This window comes from Kribbella yunnanensis (assembly GCF_039529655.1).
GTDB classification, from domain to species: Bacteria; Actinomycetota; Actinomycetes; order Propionibacteriales; family Kribbellaceae; genus Kribbella; species Kribbella yunnanensis.
Map to the genome: position 1 here is coordinate 229,170 of NZ_BAAANF010000018.1, position 18,786 is coordinate 247,955.

Below are 18,786 nucleotides of genomic sequence, written 5' to 3' on the forward strand. Positions count from 1 at the left end.
TCAGCCCCGGCGGTTGACTTTCCGTCACCATCGATAGGTGCACTCCGTATCCGATTTCCTCGCCCGGTCGGGTGGCTCAGCGACAACTGCTGAGCTGATCCGCGTGACCACCCGGCATCACCTGAACGCTGCCGTCCGCCTTGGCGAGGTCGAGCGGATCGCTCGCGGCGTCTATGCCTTGCCAACCCTTGAGCCGGCAAAGCTGGCTGCCCTCGCCTACGACGGCGTGGTCGCCTATCTGAGCGCCGCGGCCCTCTGGCGGTTGCCTCTCCTGGTTCTACCGGACAAGCCGCACATCATCGTTCCCGCGAAGCGCCGGCCACGAGCCGGTCGGCCGGCTGTCCTGCACTGGGCGGAAGTCTCCGCTGACGAGCGGCGGCACCGGGTCACCGGGCTGGACCGTACCGTCGTCGACTGCTGCCGGATCCTGCCGTTCGGACAGGCCCTCGCCATCGCCGATGCCGCGCTGCGATCCGGCAACCTCAACTCGAGCGAGCTGAACTCAGCGATCGCCGCTATGCGCGGCGCGGGGTGCCCGATGGCACTTCGGGTCGCGACAGCCGCCAGTGCACTGGCCGAGAGCTTCCTGGAATCCGTCCTGCGGAGCCTGCTCATCGAGGCCGGCATCGAAGGCTTCGAGCTTCAGGTACAGATCGAGCACGACGGGATCCGGATGCGAGTCGACCTCGGTCACCGAGTGCTTCGGATCGCGCTCGAGGCCGAGGGCTACGAGTTCCATGGGTCGGCACCGGACTACGCGGCAGACTGCCGCCGCTACGACAATCTCGTCGCCGCCGGCTGGCTGGTGCTGCGCTTCACCTATCACCAGGTTCTGCGGGATCCGGTGTGGGTGATCGACGTCATCAGGCAGGCAATCGCTCTAAGAACAGGACATATAGACCTAGCACCCACCGCCCGGAACCGGGGGCGCACCTTCCTGCGGTCAGCCTGAGGCGACACCTCCTGTCGTTAGGAAGGTCAGAACAGTCTCGGCATACAGGGCTGGCTGTTCGAAGTGGGGGAAGTGGCCGGAGTGGGCGAAGGTGACGGCTGGGCGGCCGGTGTTGCGGTAGGTGTGGACTGAGTGGGGGTCGGCTGGGTCTTTGGTGCCTCTGATGAGGAGGGTGGGGTGGGGGATGTCGGCTAGGCGGTCGAGTTTGGAGGTGTAGAGGTCGGTGAGGGTTGGGAGGTGGCTGTAGGCGCGGGACCACATTTCGTCGGTGAAGCCTGCGTTGCGGCCTAGTTGTTCGAAGGCGGGGCGGTTGGTGGGGTCGTACCAGGAGAAGTCCTGGAAGGCTTCGCCTAGGCCGAAGGCGAGTTCGTAGGTTTTGTCGGCCGGGGTCAGGCGGCGTGGGAGGGCGGCTAGTTCGCGGCAGCGGGCTGCGCTGGCTGGGTCGCCGGCCTGGTCGTAGAGGGCGGCGAAGATGGGGAGGCGGTGGCGGTCGTTGGCGTCGAAGTCCCAGCAGGGGCAGTCGAAGACGACGGCGGTGACGGAGTCGGGGTGCCGGATCGCGTATTCGACAGCGTAGTTGCCGCCTGCCGAGTGGCCGAGGATCGCCCACCGGTCGATACCTAACGCAAGGCGGAGTGCCTCGAAGTCGTCGATCAGGATGTCCATCCGGATCTCGAGCTCGGTCGGATCCGACCGCAGGACACCGCGCTGATCCGGCGCGATCACGTGCAACGCAGTGCCGAGTCGCGAGCCCTGACACTGCGTCCAGTGGTAGCCACCGCCATGACCGTGAATGAACAGCAGCGGCGGCGAATCAGCCGACCCGTACTCCGAGACGTACAGGTTGGTGCCGTTGACCTTCATCGGTACGACGACAGCCGCTTCGCCAGCGCGATCGCGGCGTCGTCATCCGGCAGCACGCGGATGCCGATCAGCGGGCTGACGGTGACGTAGCCGGCGCGCAGCAGCGCCTCGTCGGTCCCGGCCGGCGGGTCGGGGCGCGGCGGCGCGACCGTGATCATCGGCTCGCCGGTCGGGGCAGTGGTCGCAACCAGACGCTCGCGCGTGATCGGGGTCAGCGTCGCGTGCCGTACGCCGGCCAGTTCGTCGATCGGGCGGTCCGGAACATTCAGACTGAGCACGGTTCCCACCGGCTCGGCGGCGATCCAGGCGAGGGCTTCACCGGCCATCGTCGCCGCGGTTATCCAGTTCGTCGGGGCCGCGCCTTCGATGCTGACCGCGACCCCGGAGATCCCCTGACCCGCCGCGGTCAACGCCGCAGCCACGGTCCCCGAGTGGAAGATCGGTACGCCGATGTTGTGCCCGCGGTTGATTCCCGACAACACCAAGTCCGGCGCCGGCCCGAACGCGCCGACCGTGGCGAGCGTCACCGCGAGGGCCGGTGTCCCGGCGACCCCGCGGTAGCTGATGCCGCCCTCTTCCTCGACGACGGTCTGGATCGGGCGGTTGACAGTCCCGACCCGGGCCGAACCGAAACCGCTCTGGTCGTCCAGCGGCGCGATCACCGAGACCTCGTGCCCGAGTGAGGCGATCACCGGCGCGAGTGCGCGGATCCCGGGTGCCTGGAAACCGTCATCGTTGGTGATCAGGATCCGCGCCATACGTCCACCCAATCAGCCGCGGTCCTCGATGTCACCCTCCGTCTCAAGGACTGCGTTCCGCAGGGTCTCCAACGCCTCATCACTCGGAGAGGACCAGAGTCCACGCTGAGCGGCTTCGAGCAGCCGCTCGGCGATCCCGTGCCGTGCCCACGGGTTGGACTTGCGGAAGAACTCGGCCATCTCCGGGTCGGCGACGTACTCGGTGGTGAGCGTCTCGTACATCCAGTCGTCGACCACGCCCGCGGTCGCGTCGTACCCGAAGAGGTAGTCCACGGTCGCCGCCATCTCGAAGGCGCCCTTGTACCCGTGCCGCCGCATCGCGGCCATCCACCGCGGGTTCACCACGCGCGCCCGGAAGACTCGCTTGGTCTCCTCTTCCAGCGTCCGCGTCTTGACCTGCGCCGGTACGGCGGAGTCGCCGACATAGGCCTTCGGATTCGTACCGGTCAGGTGCCGCACCATCGCGATCATGCCGCCGTGGTACTGGAAGTAGTCGTCGGAATCCATGATGTCGTGCTCACGGGTATCCGCGTTCTTCGCCGCGACCTGGATCCGCGCGTACGCACGCTCCATCGACCCGCGCGCCTCGGCGCCGTCGAGATCCTTGCCGTACGCGTACCCACCCCAGACCGCGTACACCTCGGCCAGTTCGGCGTCGGTCCGCCAGTTCCGCGCATCCACGAGCGGCAGCAACCCGGCACCGTACGAGCCCGGCTTGGATCCGAAGACCCGAGCCGTGGCCGACCGTACGTCGTTGCCCGCGGCAACGTCATCGTCGACATGGGCCCGCAGATAGTTGTCGGCGGCATCTTCGTCCAGCGCCGCAACCGTCCGGACCGCTTCGTCGAGCAGCGACACCACGTGCGGGAACGCATCCCGGAAGAACCCGGAGATGCGGATCGTCACGTCGATCCGCGGCCGCCCCAGCTCTTCCAGCGGGACCACCGAGAACCCGGTGACGCGACGGGACGCCTCGTCCCAGACCGGGCGGCAGCCGAGCAGCCACAACACCTCGGCCAGGTCATCGCCCTGGGTCCGCATCGCCGACGTACCCCAGACGGTAAGGCCGACCGAACGCGGCCACTCCCCTGTCTCGGACTTGTGCCGGGCCAGCAATGAGTCGGCCAGCGCGACACCGACATCCCAGGCGTTCCGGCTCGGGATCGCCTTCGGGTCGACGGCGTAGAAGTTCCGGCCGGTCGGCAGCACGTTCACCAGACCGCGGGTCGGCGAACCCGACGGGCCGGCTTCGACGAAGCGACCGTCCAGCGCGCGCAGTACGTTCGTCAGCTCGTCATCCGTGCGGTTCAGGCGCGGAACCACCTCAGTTGCTGCGAAGGTCAGCGAGGACTCGACCCCGGCCGACGACCGGCCGATCACCTCGGTCACGACGACCGGGACCTTCGACGCATCCCAGCTCAGAGTCTCCATCGCGACGACCAGCTTGCGCGCGACCGCCTCCAGGATGTCGACGCCATCCGCACCACTCACTGCGGGAAGATCGGCCAGCGTCGCCAACGAGGACAGCTCGGCGGCGAGACCCGGGTTCGCGAGCAGCTCGGCCTCGTCGACACCGAAGGTCTCCCCCAGCGCGGTCCGCAGACCGGGGATCGAGTACGAACCGCCCCACAGCTGCCGCGCCCGCAGTACGGCGAGGACCAGGTTGATCCGCGCTTCATCGGCCGGGACACCGCCGAGGATGTGCAGTCCGTCGCGGATCTGCACGTCCTTGATCTCGCACAGGTAGCCGTCGAGGTGCAGGACGAACTCGTCGAAGTCGTCGTCCTCCGGCTTCTCGTCAGTGTGCAGATCGTGGTGCAACTGGGCCGCCTGGATCAGCGTCCAGATCTGCGCCCGCAGCGTCGGCACCTTCTCGGGGTCGAGCGCCTGGACGGTCGCGTACTCGTCGAGCAAGTACTCCAGCTTGGCCATGTCGCCGTACGTCTCGGCCCGCGCCATCGGCGGCACCAGGTGGTCGACGACGACCGCATGCGCCCGCCGCTTCGCCTGCGTGCCCTCGCCCGGGTCGTTGACAATGAACGGGTAGACCATCGGCAGGTTGCCGAGCACGGCGTCCGGCGCGCAGTCGGCGGCCATCCCGATTCCCTTGCCAGGCAGCCATTCCAGCGTCCCGTGCTTACCGAGGTGCACGACCGCATGCGCCCCGAAGCCGCCATCGGCCGGAGCGTTCTCCAACCACCGGTACGCCGCCAGGTAGTGGTGCGACGGCGCCATGTCGGGGTCGTGGTAGATCGCGACCGGGTTCTCGCCGAAGCCACGCGGTGGCTGGATCATCAGTACGACGTTGCCGAATCGGAGCGCGGCCAGCGCAATCGCGGGTTCGGGGCCGGAGTTGTCGACGTACAAAGATCCCGGCGCTGAGCCCCAGGCCTCGGTCATTGCCTCCTGCAACGTTTCGGGAACGCGCGCGAACCAGGTCGAGTACGTCGACAGTGGGATCGTCGCGACCGCGGACGCCAGCTGCTCGTCGGTCAGCCAGTCGACATCGTGACCGCCGGCCGCGATCAGCCGGTGGATCAGCCCGTCCGCACCATCAGCCCCTTGCAACTCACTAAGGTCGAGCCCGCCGAGGTCGTACCCGGCCTCCTCGAGCTTGCCGAGCAGTTGGACCGCCGAAGCCGGGGTGTCGAGACCGACCGCGTTGCCGATCCGGGCGTGCTTGGTCGGGTACGACGAGAGCACCAGCGCGAGCTTCTTCTCGGCCACCGGGACGTGCCGCAGGCGGGCGTGCGCGACCGCGATCCCGGCCAGCCGGGTGCACCGCTCGGGGTCCGGCGCGTAGCGGGCCAGCCCGTCGGCGTCATACGCCTTGAAGGAGAACGGGATGGTGATGATCCGGCCGTCGAACTCGGGGATCGCGACCTGCGTGGCGGCGTCGAGCGGACTGATCGCCGCGTCGCTGGCCAGCCACTGCTCACGCGTCGAGGTCAGCGCCAGCCCCTGGATCAGCGGGATGTCGAGTGACGCGAGCGCTCCAGCGTCCCAGGCGTCGTCCGCACCACCGGCGCTGGCGTTCGCTGCGACCGATCCACCGGCTGCGAGCAGCGTGGTGACCAGCACGTCGCATTTGCGCAGCAGCTCGAACAGTCCGGCGTTCTCAGCGCTTGTCGGGTCCAGCCCGCGCAGCGTCCCACAGTAGACGGGCAGCGGTTGCGCACCGGCCTTAGAGACCGCAGCCGCGAGCGCGTCGACGAACGCCGTGTTCCCCGCGATCTCATGCGCGCGGTAGTACACGATCCCGACCACCGGCCGGTCGTCCTCGACAAACGTCCCCCGCACCCCGTACGCCGGGAGTGCAGCAGGCGGGTCGAATTCGTCGCCGGTGAGCAGGATGGTGTCGCTCAAGAAGCCGGCCAGGTTCCGGAGGTTGTCCGCGCCGCCCTCCCGCAGGTAAGCCAGCGCTTCGGTCACCGCACCCGCAGGCACAGTCGACAGCGACATCAGCTCCGCATCAGGAGCCGCCTCACCGCTGACCACCACGGCTGGCTTCCCGGAGGCCAGTACGGCGTCCAGCCCCTCCTCCCAGGCGCGTTTGCCACCCAGCAGCCGCACCACCACGATCTGAGCGGTATTCAGCAACGGAGCGAGTTCAGACAGCTCCAGGCGGGCCGGGTTCGCGACCTTCCAGCCGGCCTCCGCCTCCGCCGCGGCCAAGAGATCGGTGTCGGCAGTCGACAACAGCAACAGGTTCGCGGGCACGCTGAACCGGTCCTTCCTGGGGGTATCCACGCCCCGGCCGGAGGTGCGACAGCAGCAGTTCCTGACTCCCCGCGGCGTTGTTCATCGCCGGTAGGTCACAGTGGCGGGACCGCCCCGGACTCACACCGGGTTCCTGCACAGCTGTCGCTTGACGCCTGCACCCTATCCGACCCCGTCGATTGGCAGGATGCGGAACACATCACTTCGACCAGAAGGCGGCACCACCCATGGAATCCTGGCGCGACGCAGCCTCGCAGCGGGCTCAGGAAGCTCTCGACGGCCTCTTCGGTACGGCGCTCGAGCTAGCCGAGCAGCAGGTCGGCAAACAGGGCGGGTTCGCCCCGTTCTCGCTCAGCATGGACGCGGCCGGCGAGGGATCGATCGAGATGGCCGACGAACCGGACACCGCCAAGGTCTTCGAGGTGCTGTGGGCCGGGCTACGCGCGCAGCGTGACGACCTCGTCGCGGTAGCGGTGGTCGCGGACGTCCAGATCGACGAGGACGGCTGGACCGACGGGATCCGCGTCGAGGCCGAGCACCGGGACGGGATCGCGTTGGCCGTCGTGGCGCCGTACCGGCGAAAGCGGCTGCGGCGCAGGGTCGAGCTGGGCCAGTTCGGGCTGAGCAAGGGTGAGCGCCGGGTTTGGTGACCTCAGCCGTGGGCGGCGTAGTGGGCGGCTAGGAGGTCGGTGCCCCAGTCGGAGCGGTGGGAGCGCCAGACGGAGTGGATGTGGTTGGCGTTGTCCTGGGTGTTGTCGTACTCGGCCAGGAAGGTGGGGGCGGCCAGGGAGTAGTAGTGGCGCCGGCCGGGGCCGGGGGTGGTTTCGCCGGCCCAGGCGAAGGTGAGGTTCTCGATGCCTTGTTCGGTCAGGTCTTGCCAGGTCTGGAGGCCGATGGGGCCGGCTGCGCGGCCGACGTACTGGCCGACGAGGAGGCTGAGGATCTGACGCTGGTCGGCGGTCATGTCGCCGTACGCCAGGCCGCGGTGTAGCAGGGACGGGTCGGCTACCGGGTCGTGACGGGTGAGGATGTCGTCGGGAGCATCGGGTGAGACGACTGCGACTGCGCGCTGGCTGTCGTCTAGGGCGTGCAGGAGTTGGAAGCCCAGGTCGCTCTCGCCGGCCAGGAAGCGGCGGCCCGATGGGGCGGTGGCCGGGTTAGAGCCGATGAACGAGGGTGTGAAAGAGATCGCACCGTCGACCAGAGTCAGGTGGATTGCCAGGTGGTGACCGTTCAGTCGCCAGGCCCACGGTTCGAAGCCGGCGGGGTCACCCAGGATCCGCAGGTAGTAGCGGCCGCCCAGGACAGTGCCCTCCCAGTCCCCTGACTCCGGCAGCGCCGGGATACCGCGCAGGAGCACCTCTGCGTCCAGTACGGCGAGTGAATCGGCCAGACCGCGTTCACTGCAGCCCAGTGCGATCAGCCGGAGCGCCAACTGCTGTTGTGCGGGTGTCAGCGACGACAACGGCAGTCCCGGCCGGTCCCCCGGCAGATAGGTCCACTCCTGGTGATCCGGTGTGTCGAACGCCGCCTGAGCCAACGCCCGCTGCTCCGGGCTCAGACTCCGCAGCAGGTCGATGGCCGCTTCCCGGGTCTGCTCTACAACCACGCTGCTCGCTCCAAGTCAGTGGGCTCATGTGCGGTCGTCCAGCGCTCGAACGGCCGGTCCAGCTTGTAACGGTAGTCGGGCTGACGCAGCAGCACCCGGGTTTCTGCGTTGGCCGGGTTCCGCAGCGTCTCGAAGTACTTGACCGACCAGTGGAACCACCGCATGCAGAACAGCCGCATGGTCAGCCCGTGTGACACCAGCAGCACGTTGCGTGGCGCATCCGCCTGCTCGAAGTCACGGTGCATGGTCTCCAGGAAACTCGACACCCGGTCGTACACGTCCGACCCCGACTCACCATGCGTGAACCGGTAGAAGAAGTGCCCGTACGAGTCGCGCAACCGTTCCTGCCGCTCGATGTCCTCGGTGTCCTGGAAGTTCGCCCAGTCCTGCTCCCGCAGCCGCGGCTCCTCCCGTGCGATCCCGATCAGGTCGTCGAGCTCGAGTCCTTTGAGTGTCTGCAGTGTGCGCAGGTACGGCGACACGTAAACCCGGATCGGCTCGTTGTCGAACAGCTCCCGCAGCTCACGCCCGGCCTTGGCCGCCTGCTCCCAGCCGTGCGCGGTCAGCGCGACGGAGTGGTCCGGGACCCGCTCGTAGATCGACTTGTCCAGGTTCGCCTCGGACTCGCCGTGCCGGATCAGCGCGATCCGCATCGGCCGTCGGCTCAGTCCCATAACCGTCCTCTCGCAACTGCCAGGATCGCGGCCGCACCCGCCGCGGCGATACCGACTCGCCGCGCCAGAGCCGCCGTACGGCGAACATCCGCGACCGTCGGCGTCGGCCCGTCCCCCAGCGTGCCACGGTCTTCGCTATAGGACCCGTAGCTGTTCGTCCCACCCAGTGACAGCCCAAGTGCACCAGCGAAGGCCGCCTCGACCGGACCGGCGTTGGGACTCGGGTGCTGCGCCGCATCGCGTTTCCACACCCGCCGTGCCTCGCTCCACCGCTCAGCCACCACTCCAGTCAGTACGGCGCACACCCGCGCCGGCAGGAGGTTCACAAGATCGTCCAGTCGTGCCGAAGCCCACCCGAAGTTCGCGTACTTCGGGGACCGGTACCCGACCATCGCGTCGAGCGTGTTGGCGGCGCGGTAGGCCAGCAGGCCGGGCACACCGAACACACCACCCCACACGAGTGGTGCCACACACGCATCCGAGGTGTTCTCCGCGATCGACTCGACCGTCGCACGCGCCAGCTCATCCGACTCGAGGGTGGTCGCGTCCCGGGCACACAGGTAGCTGAGCCGATCCCGCGCGGCCGGGATGTCCTTCGCCTCCAGGAACCCGGCCATCGTCTCGGCCTCGCGGTCCAGACTCCGAGCGCCCAACACGGTCCACGTGGCGGCGGCCGTGACGAGCGTGTGTACGACGGGCCGTTCCCGGGTCAGCCGCTCGACCGCGACTCCCGCCAGCGCCGTCGTACCGACCAGGACAGTCGTGTACGCCGTACCGGCCGCCCGCGAGTCGGCGTACAGGCGTGACTCCAGCCGGGTCGCGGTTTGCCCGAAACCCGCGACCGGGTGGAACCGCCGAGGATCGCCAAGGACCCGGTCGGCGACGAAGCCGAGCAGCAAGCCGAAACTGGTGGACACCCGCAGAAGTCTGCCAGGAAACAAATGTGCGGGGTCGAATATGGGCCTGGAAAGATATGTGCGAAGGTGAGTGCTATGGCGATTGCGGAACTGCTCGCGGCGGTCGACGGGAGCGGCGAGTTCGGGGTGTGGTTGGGGCGGGCCGACGGGACGCCGGTGTTCGAGCACGAAGCGGGGCGGACGCACTACTCGGCCAGCACGATGAAGCTGCCGGTGGCGATGGCGATGCAGCGCAAGATCGCGGCCGGTGAGCTCACGCTCGATCAGCCGGTCTTGGTGCACAACGACTTCGCCTCGCAGGCGGGCGGGCGGTTCGGCGTGAATCCGGATGAGGACGAGGCGCCGGCCACCTGGACCAAGCTCGGCACGAAGGTGCCGCTCGGCTGGCTCGCCACCGAGATGATCACGGTGTCCAGCAACCTGGCCACCAACCTCGTGCTCGAACAGGTCGGCATCGACGCGGCCCACGCCGTGCTGGCCGAGTACGGCGACGGCGCCAGCGCGATCCGGCGCGGGATCGACGACCGCGCGGCCCAGGCGGCCGGGATCAGCAACGAGATGAGCCCGGCCGGGCTGGCCGGCGTACTCGTTGCGGTGAGCAACGAATACCTTCGCGACCTGCTCGCGGCCAACCAGTGGAAGGGCGAGATCCCGGCACTGCTCCCACCCGGCACGCGCGTCGAGCACAAGAACGGCTGGGACACCCGGATCCGGCACGATGGTGGGATCGTCCGGCCCTCGGACGCGGACCCGTTCGTCCTCGTCGTCTGTACGACGTCCGACCTGCCGGACGCCCGCGCCCAGCAACTGATCGCGGAGATTGCGCTGGAGGCGTGGAACCACCGGCACGACCTGGGAGCGATCCGATGAAACTCACCACCCATCTGATCTCCGCGCCGCTGCACACTCCCTTCATCACCGCACTCCGGACTGCGACGCACGCCGACTCACTCCTGGTCGAGCTCAGCGACGGTTCGCTGAGCGGTTGGGGCGAGGCTCCGCAGGTCTGGAAGGTGACCGGCGAATCGCTCGCCGGCGCGCAGGCCTGTGTCGAGGGACCGATCACCGCCGCGCTGGACGGCCTCGGCCCGGATGACCTCACCGAGGCCCTGCGTCGCGTGCAGAACGCGGTCGCCGGGAATTTCGGCGCGAAAGGCGCGGTCGATACCGCCCTGCACGACCTCGCTGCCCGACGACTTGGCGTCAGCCTGCACGGCTTCCTCGGCTCGACCGTCGACACGGTCCAAACCGACGTGACGCTCTCGGTCGGCGACGCCGACGCACTTGCGACCGCCGCGAAGGCACGGGTCGCTGACGGGTTCGACGTACTGAAAGTGAAGGTCGGGACTGACGCGGCCGCCGATGTGGAGCGCGTCCGCCGGGTGCGGGACGCGATCGGACCGGGACCGCGGTTGCGGCTGGACGCGAACCAAGGCTGGTCGCGCCGCGACGCGGTGAACGCCATCAACGCACTGGAGGACTGCGACCTGGAGTTGGTCGAGCAGCCGGTCGTCGCCGCTGACCTCGAGGGGATGGCGTGGGTCACCGACCGAGTCGGTACGCCGATCCTCGCCGACGAGTCCGTGTACGGCGTCCGCGATCTCGTGGCGGTGATTCGGCATGGCGCCGCCGACATGGTCAACGTGAAGCTGGCCAAATGTGGCGGACTCGCGCCGGCCCGGACCCTGCTCGAACTCGCCCGGGAGCACGGCATCCGGACGATCGTCGGCTCGATGATGGAGAGCCACGTCGGGGTTGGTGCGGCAGCCGCTCTGGTCGCGGCCTACCCGACCTCCGCGGTCAACGATCTCGACGCGGCGTGGTGGCTGCGTGACGCACCGGTGACCGGCGGGATCCGGTACAACGGCGCGCTGATCCGACTTCCGTTTGAGCCTGGTCTCGGCGTGACAGGCTTGTCGGTATGAAGCTTGTCGCCGCCAAGGTCCCGATCAGCACGGTGTGGACCGAACCGGACGCGCCCCGCGAGATCGACGCGCCCGCCACTGCCGCGCAGCCCGATGTGGCTGCGTGGGCGAAGTCGATGGACCGCGAGAGCCGCCTCGGCCTGCACGGCCGGACGCTGTCCCAGCTGCTCTTCGCAGAGCCGGTGCTGGTCCGCACCGAGCGCGATGGCTGGTCGGAGATCGTTGCGCCGTGGCAGCCGTCGTCCAAGGACGAGCTCGGGTACCCGGGCTGGGTGCCGTCGAGCCATCTGGGTGAGCTGCCGAGCAGTGCGACCGATCCGGTCGCCGTGACCGTGCCGACTGCACCGCTGCTCGCGGAGCCGGCGGTTGGTGCACCGGTCATGACGCTGTCGTTCGGCACCGTGCTGGCCTCGGTTGAGCAGGCGGGCGGGTACACGCGGGTTGCCACTCCGGATGGTGGGTCAGGCTGGCTGGCGAACGACGTACTGCGCTCAGTGGCCGAGCCCTCGACCGCGGAGGATCGGCTGCGGCTCGGCGGTCAGTTCCTTGGGCTGGAATACCTGTGGGGCGGCACGTCGGCGTACGGGCTGGACTGCTCCGGGCTGACGCACACCGTCAGCCGGGTGCTCGGGTTGCGGATCCCGCGGGATGCGCATGATCAGGCGGACACGCTGGAGAACGTGCCGATCGACGACGCGCAGCCCGGCGACCTGTACTTCTTCGCCCGCCCGGGCCAGGTCGTGCATCACGTCGGGTTCGTCTCCCCCACCGGGATGCTGCACGCGTCAGAGACCGGGAAGCGGCTCGAGGACGAACCGCTTCCCGACGAGCGCCGTACGACGTTGGTCGCCGCGGCGCGTTTCTGACTGCTGGGTGCTTCTGACTCAGGCCTTGTGCGCGTCCGGGGCCGGGACCTCGTCCTGAGCGGAGTCGTCCTTGGCCTCGACCGCGGCCGGCTGATTGCGGGACTTGCGCAGGCTCAGGACCGTGGTGATGCCCAGCGTGACGATGATGAAGCCGAGCGAGAACCAGATCGGGATCTCCGGAGCCCACTCGATGTGGTGACCGCCGTTGATGAACGGCAACTCGTTCACGTGCATCGCGTGCAGGACCAGCTTCACACCGATGAACGCGAGCACCACCGACAGGCCGATCGACAGGTAGACCAGGCGGCGCAGCAGGTCGCCGAGCAGGAAGTACAGCTGCCGCAGACCCATCAGGGCGAAGACGTTGGCGGTGAAGACCAGGAAGGGCTCCTGGGTGAGGCCGTAGATCGCGGGGATCGAGTCCAGCGCGAACAGCAGGTCGGTGGTACCGAGCGCGATGATGACGATCGCCATCGGGGTGACCAGGCGCTTGCCGTTCTGGACCACTGTCAGCTTGACGCCGTTGTACTCGTCGGTCGCCTTCAGCCGCTTCTTCGCGAACCGGATGACCGCGTTCTCCTTGTAGTCGTCATCGTCGTTCTCACCCTGCTTGGCCAGGTGGACCGCGGTGTAGACCAGGAACGCGCCGAACAGGTAGAAGACCCAGGAGAACTCGTTGATCGCCGCGGCTCCGACGGCGATGAAGACGCCGCGGAAGACCAGCGCCAGGATGATGCCGACCAGCAACGCGGTCTGCTGATACTTCCTCGGCACCGCGAACCTGGACATGATGATCAGGAAGATGAAGAGGTTGTCGACGCTGAGGCTGTACTCGGTCAGCCACCCGGCGAAGAACTCACCGGCGTACTGACCGCCGGAGAAGACCCAGACACCGAGCCCGAAGACGACGGCCAGACCGACGTAGAACGCGATCGCGATCGCGGACTCACGGGTGGTGGGTTCATGCGGGCGGCGGCCGATCACGAACACGTCGAAAGCCAGCAGAGCGAGCAGTAGACCGACCGTGATGTACCAAACGTAGTCAGCAACGTGCATGCGTAACCTCCGGAGTGCAGCTGAGACAGGACTCCGAAGGTCTCTTCCGCCGACCACGTGGCCGACCGGGGGCACCGGGCGTGGGACGGACCCACGGCCGTGATGACGATGCCGCCGCGAAGGAATACTCCCCTTCTTCACCCCTAGTCTGACGGGTCGCCGACCCAGACTCCAAATCCAGGACACCGTGTCCGCCTGTCGAAATCATCACACGGCGCTCCGGGAATAGTCACGAACTGTTACGGAACGCTGTACCCACCATCCGCGACAATCACCGCACCGGTGACGAAACTCGACCGCGGGGACGCGAGGAACAACACCACCTCGGCGATCTCCTCCGGCGTACCGATCCGTCCCAGCGGCGCCGGCGCGCTGCTCTGGGCGAGCGCCTCCTCCGGCATGATCGACAGCAGCGCTTCGGTCCGGACCCCACCCGCGCAGACGGCGTTGACCCGCACGCCGGACGGTCCGAACTCGACCGCCCACGACCGGGTCATCGACTCCAGCGCTGCCTTGGTCCCGCTGTACGCGGCCGCGACCGGCAGGCCGATCCGGGCGCCGATCGAGGACGTGTTGACGATCGTCCCGCCGCCTGTGGCGGCCATCCGCGGTGCGAGCGCGGCGGTCAGGAAGTAGGCGCTGCGCAGGTTGACGTCGTAGATGCGTTGATATTCGTCGGGGGTGAGCGCGGTGGTCGGGACCATCGGGTAATACCCGGCGTTGTTGGCCAGGATGTCCACGTCACCGACCAGCTGCGCCAACCGCTCGACCTCGGCCATGTCACTGAAATCAGCCTGCACGTACGTCGCCTGTCCCCCGGCCGCGGTGATCAGCTCCACCGTCTCGGCGCCCTGCTCAGCCCGCCGACCGGTGACCACCACCTCGGCCCCGGCCTTCGCGAAACTCTGCGCAATGGCCCGCCCGATCCCCGACGTAGCCCCGGTCACAAGTGCTTTCTTCCCCCACAACTCAGTCATTCCCCGAGGCTAAATTCGCCCCTCAACGCCTGCCTCGACTCGCCGACCACTCCCCCGAAATTGCTCAGATCAGACCGGCCGCCGACTCTTGGGAAGCTTGGACACCACGGTGTCGTACGACGCATCGATCAGCTCGAACACCTCGTCATCCGGTACGCCGCCACCGAACCGAACCGTGTTCCACCCCGACCGCCCGATATAAGGCATCTTCGAAACATCCTCGGGATAAGCCGCCACCAACTCGTCGGCCTCATCGCGGTTGGCGCCACATTTCAGGCCGACGCTGTCTGTCCCCATGAACACGAAGATCTTCTCGGCCACCTTCGCCACCACGTCGCCGTCCCACGGCTCGTCCTGCCAGGCGCCCGGCTTACCCAGGCAGTACTCCAGCACGTCGTTCCGGCTCAATTGGCTCATCCCGCCATCCTCTCTCGATCTACGCTCCTCAGCATGAACTCAGTCGTGGTGGCGGCGGTGCAGGCGGGGTCGGTGTTGTTCGATACGGCGGCGACGCTGGTGAAGGCGGAGCACTACGTGCGTGAGGCCGCGGCGGGCGGCGCGCGACTCGTGGTGTTGCCGGAGGCGTTCCTGGGTGGATATCCGAAGGGGATGGACTTCGGGGTGACGGTGGGATCGCGGTCGGCGGAAGGGCGTCAGCAGTTCCTGCGCTATCGGGAGGCGGCGATCGCCGTACCGGGACCGGATACTGCGCGGCTGGCGGAGTTGGCCGCCGAGCTGAAGGTGGACCTGGTGGCTGGAGTGATCGAGCGGGACGGCGGGACGCTGTACTGCACCGCGTTGTTCTTCACCCCCGGTCTCGTCGCCAAACACCGCAAGCTGATGCCGACCGCGGCCGAGCGGTACCTCTGGGGACAGGGCGACGGCTCGACGATGGCCGCCGTACCGACTCAGTACGGCGTACTGGGTGCGGCGATCTGTTGGGAGAACTACATGCCGCTGTTCCGGCAGAGCATGTACGCGAAGGGCGTCGAGATCTGGTGTGCCCCGACCGTCGACGACCGCGACCAGTGGCAGGCGACGATGCGCCACGTCGCCCTCGAAGGCCGCTGCTTCGTGATCAGCGCCAACCAGTACGTCGAAGGCCTCATCAACGGCGGCAGCACCATCATCAACCCCCTCGGCGAAATCCTCGCCGGCCCAGCCCGCACCGGCGAAACCGTCCTCCTCGCCGAACTGGACCTAGGCGACCGCGATCGAGCCGTCTTCGACTTCGACCCGGTCGGCCACTACAGCCGCCCCGACATCTTCACGCTAACGGTCGACGAGACCCGCCGTACCTAACACCAAGACGGCAGGAGATTCTGATGACTGCACTTCCGGACACCGAGCCGCAGACCGCCGCGGGCAAGGTGCTTTGGCACTTCACGATATCGCTCGACGGATTCGTGGCCGGCCCGAATCACGCCATGGACTGGATGGGCGGCATCACGAACCCGCGGCCGAACATCACCGACGAGTACACCAGCACCACCGGCGCTATCCTCGGCGGCCGCGACGGCTTCGAAGCAGCCAACGGCCCCTTCAGGGCGGCCTTGAGGGCATCTTTGTGCAGGTCAAGCCAGGTGTCGAAGGACTGCAGTTCCGGGTGCAGCGCGCGGATGCTGGCGAGGTCTCGGTTGCCGGTGAACTCCTCGTGGTTCTCTGCGTAGAACTGCAACATGTGCGGTTTGCAACAGGGTCGAATCTGTTGCGGGCCAGGCCGGCTCCGGGTGGACTTCTGGGACCACGAGTGTTGGAGGGAATATGAAGTTGAGGGCGATGTCACGTCGTCTCGTCACCGCGGTCGCCGCGGTCGGGTTGGCTGCTGCGTCCGGTGGGGTCGCTGTCGGGTCACAGCGCACCGCTGCGGCGCCGGCGGCTGAGTGCCAGAGTCGGGAGCAGCCTCTCGGGTTCGGTTTGAACGGGGTCATCAAGATCACCGTCTGCCCGTACGACGCGAACTGGTGGGAGGTCGTGGTCGGGACAAAGGAGAACGATGCCGCCCAGCCGCTGGCCGGGTACACCCGGGTCACGGGCAGCGATGGCTCGTTCTACACGGGTGTCTGGCACGGGCAGCAAGGGTTCAACGAAGGTCTCCAGGCGCCTCAGAACGCCCCGGCCGGTACCCAGTACTGCGGTCAGTTCTTCCACCAGCCCGATCGCACCAAGCCTGCCAGTACGATCGCGATCCCGATCTGCCTGAACTCGGTCTAGTCGCCCCGCTCCCCCCGGCCGGCCCGAAGATGTCGGCCGGGGCCTGCGAGACTCCGGGCAATGCCAGCTGAGTACTCCAACACCTGGCCGGGCCTACACAGCTGATTCTGCCGGTGCCATGGCGCTACTTGGCGCCGGCGTTGGTCATTTGGCGGAGTTCCTTTTTGAGTTCGGAGATTTCGTCTCGGTAGCGGGCGGCTACTTCGAACTGGAGTTCGGCGGCGGCGTTGTGCATTTGGTCGGTTAGTTGCTGGATTAGGTCGGCTAGGTCGGAGGAAGGGAGGCCGCCGGCCAGCTCCCTTGCCTTTTCGCCGGCTCGGCCTTTGCCGGCGCCGGGGACGGGGGCTTTGCCGCGGGACTGGGTTCGGCCGGAGCCGAGGAGTTCGGCGGTGTCGGCGTCTTCGCGGGCGAGCATGTCGGTGATGTCGGCGATCTTCTTGCGGAGGGGCTGCGGGTCTACGCCCATCTCGGTGTTGTAGGCGATCTGTTTCGCGCGGCGGCGGTTGGTTTCGTCGATGGCTTGTTCCATGGACGGGGTGATCTTGTCGGCGTACATGAAGACTTGGCCGGAGACGTTGCGGGCGGCGCGGCCGATGGTCTGGATCAGGGAGCGGCCGGAGCGGAGGAAGCCTTCCTTGTCGGCGTCGAGGATGGCGACCAGGGAGACCTCGGGGAGGTCGAGGCCTTCGCGGAGCAGGTTGATGCCGACGAGGACGTCGTACTCGCCCATTCGGAGCTCGCGGAGCAGCTCGACGCGGCGGAGGGTGTCGACCTCGCTGTGCAGGTACCTGGTCCGGATGCCCATCTCCAGCAGGTAGTCGGTGAGGTCCTCGGACATCTTCTTGGTCAGGGTGGTGACCAGGACCCGCTCGTCGCGCTCGACGCGCAGGCGGATCTCGTGGATCAGGTCGTCGATCTGGCCCTTGGTCGGCTTGACGATGACCTCGGGGTCGATCAGGCCGGTCGGGCGGATCAGCTGCTCGACGAAGCCGTCGGACTTGTCCTGCTCGTATTGCCCCGGGGTCGCGGACAGGTAGACGGTCTGGCCGATCCGCTCCAGGAACTCCTCCCAGCGCAGCGGGCGGTTGTCCATCGCCGACGGCAGCCGGAAGCCGTGCTCGACCAGGGTGCGCTTGCGGGACATGTCGCCCTCGTACATCCCGCCGATCTGCGGGACCGTCACGTGCGACTCGTCGATGACGAGCAGGTAGTCCTCGGGGAAGTAGTCCAGCAGGCAGTGCGGCGCGGTGCCGGCCTCGCGGCCGTCGGTGTGCCGGGAGTAGTTCTCGATGCCGGAACACGTGCCGATCTGGCGCATCATCTCGATGTCGTACGTCGTCCGCATCCGCAGCCGCTGGGCTTCCAGCAACTGGCCCCCGCGCTCGAGCTCAGCCAGCCGCTCGGCCAGCTCGGCCTCGATCGAGGTGATCGCGCGCTCCATCTTCTCCGGCGCCGTCACGTAGTGCGTCGCGGCGCCGATATAGAGCTCGTTCTCCTCGCTCAGGACCTCACCGGTGAGCGGGTGCAGCGTCATCAGCCGCTCGATCTCGTCACCGAAGAACTCCACCCGGACCGCGAGCTCCTGGTAGACCGGGAAGACCTCGAGCGTGTCGCCGCGGACCCGGAACGTGCCGCGAGTGCCGGCCAGGTCGTTGCGCGCGTACTGCACGCCGACCAGCTTGCGGAGCAGACCGTCGCGGTCCATCTCGGCGCCGACCTTCACGTGGATCATCCGGTTCAGGTACTCGTCGGCGGAGCCCAGGCCGTAGATACAGGAGACGGTCGCCACCACGACCACGTCCCGCCGGGTCAGCAGCGACCAAGTCGCCGAGTGCCGCAGCCGCTCGACCTCCTCGTTGATCGAGGAGTCCTTCTCGATGTAGGTGTCCGTCTGCGGGACATACGCCTCGGGCTGGTAGTAGTCGTAGTACGAGACGAAGTACTCGACCGCGTTCTCCGGGAAGAAGTGCCGCAGCTCGGTCGCGAACTGCGCGGCCAGCGTCTTGTTCGGCTGCAGGATCAGCATCGGCCGCTGGATCTTCTCCGCCAGCCAGGCGACCGTCGCCGTCTTACCCGTACCAGTGGCGCCCAGCAGTACGACGTTCTGCTCGCCGGCGTTGATCCGCCGCTCGAGCTCCGCGATCGCGGCCGGCTGGTCACCGGCCGGATCGAAGTCGGACACCACCTTGAGCGGCGCCACCATACGCTGGAGATCCGAGACCTGTCTCATGGGTCCAACCGTACGTGGCGCCGC

Annotated in this window: 18 protein-coding genes and 1 riboswitch; of the genes, 7 read left to right on the forward strand and 11 right to left on the reverse strand. The window is 67.7% G+C overall.

What is annotated here, in order from left to right; genetic code table 11:
- The first annotated feature begins 37 nt into the window (after positions 1–37).
- Positions 38–952, forward strand: coding sequence for a DUF559 domain-containing protein (locus tag ABD231_RS28730; RefSeq protein ID WP_344158675.1), 915 nt, complete (start codon positions 38–40; stop codon positions 950–952).
- Here the strand turns inward: ABD231_RS28730 and ABD231_RS28735 are convergent.
- The 3 genes from ABD231_RS28735 to cobN are packed head-to-tail and all read right to left on the reverse strand — an operon-like array spanning position 944 to position 6,294.
- A complete protein-coding gene (locus tag ABD231_RS28735; RefSeq protein ID WP_344158677.1) occupies positions 944–1,816 on the reverse strand; it encodes an alpha/beta fold hydrolase in 873 nt (290 codons plus the stop codon). The genes ABD231_RS28730 and ABD231_RS28735 overlap by 9 nt on opposite strands.
- Positions 1,813–2,574, reverse strand: a complete 762-nt coding sequence (surE, locus tag ABD231_RS28740; RefSeq protein ID WP_344158679.1) for a 5'/3'-nucleotidase SurE — start codon at positions 2,572–2,574, stop codon at positions 1,813–1,815. The genes ABD231_RS28735 and surE overlap by 4 nt, the downstream gene beginning before the upstream one ends.
- A 12-nt stretch (positions 2,575–2,586) precedes the next feature.
- A complete protein-coding gene (gene cobN / locus ABD231_RS28745; protein ID WP_344158681.1) occupies positions 2,587–6,294 on the reverse strand; it encodes a cobaltochelatase subunit CobN in 3,708 nt (1,235 codons plus the stop codon).
- Positions 6,295–6,329: 35 nt separating this feature from the next.
- Positions 6,330–6,474: riboswitch (cobalamin riboswitch) on the reverse strand.
- A 47-nt stretch (positions 6,475–6,521) separates the two neighbouring features.
- On the opposite strand from cobN, the gene ABD231_RS28750 reads away from it, so the two are divergent.
- The gene (locus tag ABD231_RS28750) at positions 6,522–6,944 is read left to right on the forward strand and encodes a hypothetical protein (RefSeq protein WP_344158683.1); all 423 of its coding nucleotides are present in this window, start codon (positions 6,522–6,524) and stop codon (positions 6,942–6,944) included.
- Positions 6,945–6,946: 2 nt separating this feature from the next.
- Here the strand turns inward: ABD231_RS28750 and ABD231_RS28755 are convergent, their stop codons facing one another.
- From ABD231_RS28755 to ABD231_RS28765, 3 genes are read right to left on the reverse strand one after another with little or no spacing between them, the layout of a single operon-like run.
- On the reverse strand, positions 6,947–7,903 hold the full coding sequence (locus tag ABD231_RS28755) for a DUF3500 domain-containing protein (RefSeq protein WP_344158685.1): 957 nt from the start codon (positions 7,901–7,903) through the stop codon (positions 6,947–6,949).
- A complete protein-coding gene (locus ABD231_RS28760; RefSeq protein ID WP_344158687.1) occupies positions 7,894–8,577 on the reverse strand; it encodes a phosphoglycerate mutase family protein in 684 nt (227 codons plus the stop codon). Before ABD231_RS28760 ends, ABD231_RS28755 begins: the two co-directional genes overlap by 10 nt.
- Complete coding sequence (locus ABD231_RS28765) at positions 8,568–9,494, reverse strand: cobalamin biosynthesis protein (protein WP_344158689.1); 927 nt, start codon at positions 9,492–9,494, stop codon at positions 8,568–8,570. The genes ABD231_RS28760 and ABD231_RS28765 overlap by 10 nt, the downstream gene beginning before the upstream one ends.
- A 75-nt stretch (positions 9,495–9,569) precedes the next feature.
- On the opposite strand from ABD231_RS28765, the gene ABD231_RS28770 reads away from it, so the two are divergent.
- From ABD231_RS28770 to ABD231_RS28780, 3 genes are read left to right on the forward strand one after another with little or no spacing between them, the layout of a single operon-like run.
- Positions 9,570–10,364, forward strand: a complete 795-nt coding sequence (locus ABD231_RS28770; protein WP_344158691.1) for a serine hydrolase — start codon at positions 9,570–9,572, stop codon at positions 10,362–10,364.
- On the forward strand, positions 10,361–11,419 hold the full coding sequence (locus ABD231_RS28775) for a mandelate racemase/muconate lactonizing enzyme family protein (protein ID WP_344158693.1): 1,059 nt from the start codon (positions 10,361–10,363) through the stop codon (positions 11,417–11,419). The genes ABD231_RS28770 and ABD231_RS28775 overlap by 4 nt, the downstream gene beginning before the upstream one ends.
- Positions 11,416–12,285, forward strand: coding sequence for a C40 family peptidase (locus ABD231_RS28780; RefSeq protein WP_344158695.1), 870 nt, complete (start codon positions 11,416–11,418; stop codon positions 12,283–12,285). Before ABD231_RS28775 ends, ABD231_RS28780 begins: the two co-directional genes overlap by 4 nt.
- 18 nt (positions 12,286–12,303) lie before the next feature.
- Here ABD231_RS28780 and ABD231_RS28785 read toward each other — a convergent pair whose 3' ends face one another.
- From ABD231_RS28785 to ABD231_RS28795, 3 genes are all read right to left on the reverse strand, one after another.
- Positions 12,304–13,341, reverse strand: coding sequence for a TerC family protein (locus ABD231_RS28785; protein WP_344158697.1), 1,038 nt, complete (start codon positions 13,339–13,341; stop codon positions 12,304–12,306).
- 239 nt (positions 13,342–13,580) lie between these two features.
- Positions 13,581–14,318, reverse strand: coding sequence for an SDR family NAD(P)-dependent oxidoreductase (locus ABD231_RS28790; protein WP_344158699.1), 738 nt, complete (start codon positions 14,316–14,318; stop codon positions 13,581–13,583).
- A gap of 69 nt (positions 14,319–14,387) precedes the next feature.
- Entirely contained in the window at positions 14,388–14,735 is a 348-nt protein-coding gene (locus ABD231_RS28795) for an MmcQ/YjbR family DNA-binding protein (RefSeq protein WP_344158701.1), read from the reverse strand.
- 33 nt (positions 14,736–14,768) lie between these two features.
- Between ABD231_RS28795 and ABD231_RS28800 the strand changes: the two genes are divergently transcribed.
- Positions 14,769–15,620: a nitrilase-related carbon-nitrogen hydrolase gene (locus tag ABD231_RS28800; protein WP_344158702.1), complete on the forward strand. Its 852-nt coding sequence runs from the start codon at positions 14,769–14,771 to the stop codon at positions 15,618–15,620.
- Between the two features lie 118 nt (positions 15,621–15,738).
- On the opposite strand, the gene ABD231_RS28805 is transcribed toward ABD231_RS28800, so the two are convergent.
- Positions 15,739–15,999, reverse strand: a complete 261-nt coding sequence (locus ABD231_RS28805; protein WP_344158704.1) for a hypothetical protein — start codon at positions 15,997–15,999, stop codon at positions 15,739–15,741.
- Between the two features lie 83 nt (positions 16,000–16,082).
- On the opposite strand from ABD231_RS28805, the gene ABD231_RS28810 reads away from it, so the two are divergent.
- Positions 16,083–16,532, forward strand: a complete 450-nt coding sequence (locus tag ABD231_RS28810) for a hypothetical protein (RefSeq protein ID WP_344158706.1) — start codon at positions 16,083–16,085, stop codon at positions 16,530–16,532.
- A 124-nt stretch (positions 16,533–16,656) separates the two neighbouring features.
- On the opposite strand, the gene uvrB is transcribed toward ABD231_RS28810, so the two are convergent.
- The gene (uvrB, locus tag ABD231_RS28815; RefSeq protein ID WP_344158708.1) at positions 16,657–18,762 is read right to left on the reverse strand and encodes an excinuclease ABC subunit UvrB; all 2,106 of its coding nucleotides are present in this window, start codon (positions 18,760–18,762) and stop codon (positions 16,657–16,659) included.
- Positions 18,763–18,786: the final 24 nt, after the last annotated feature.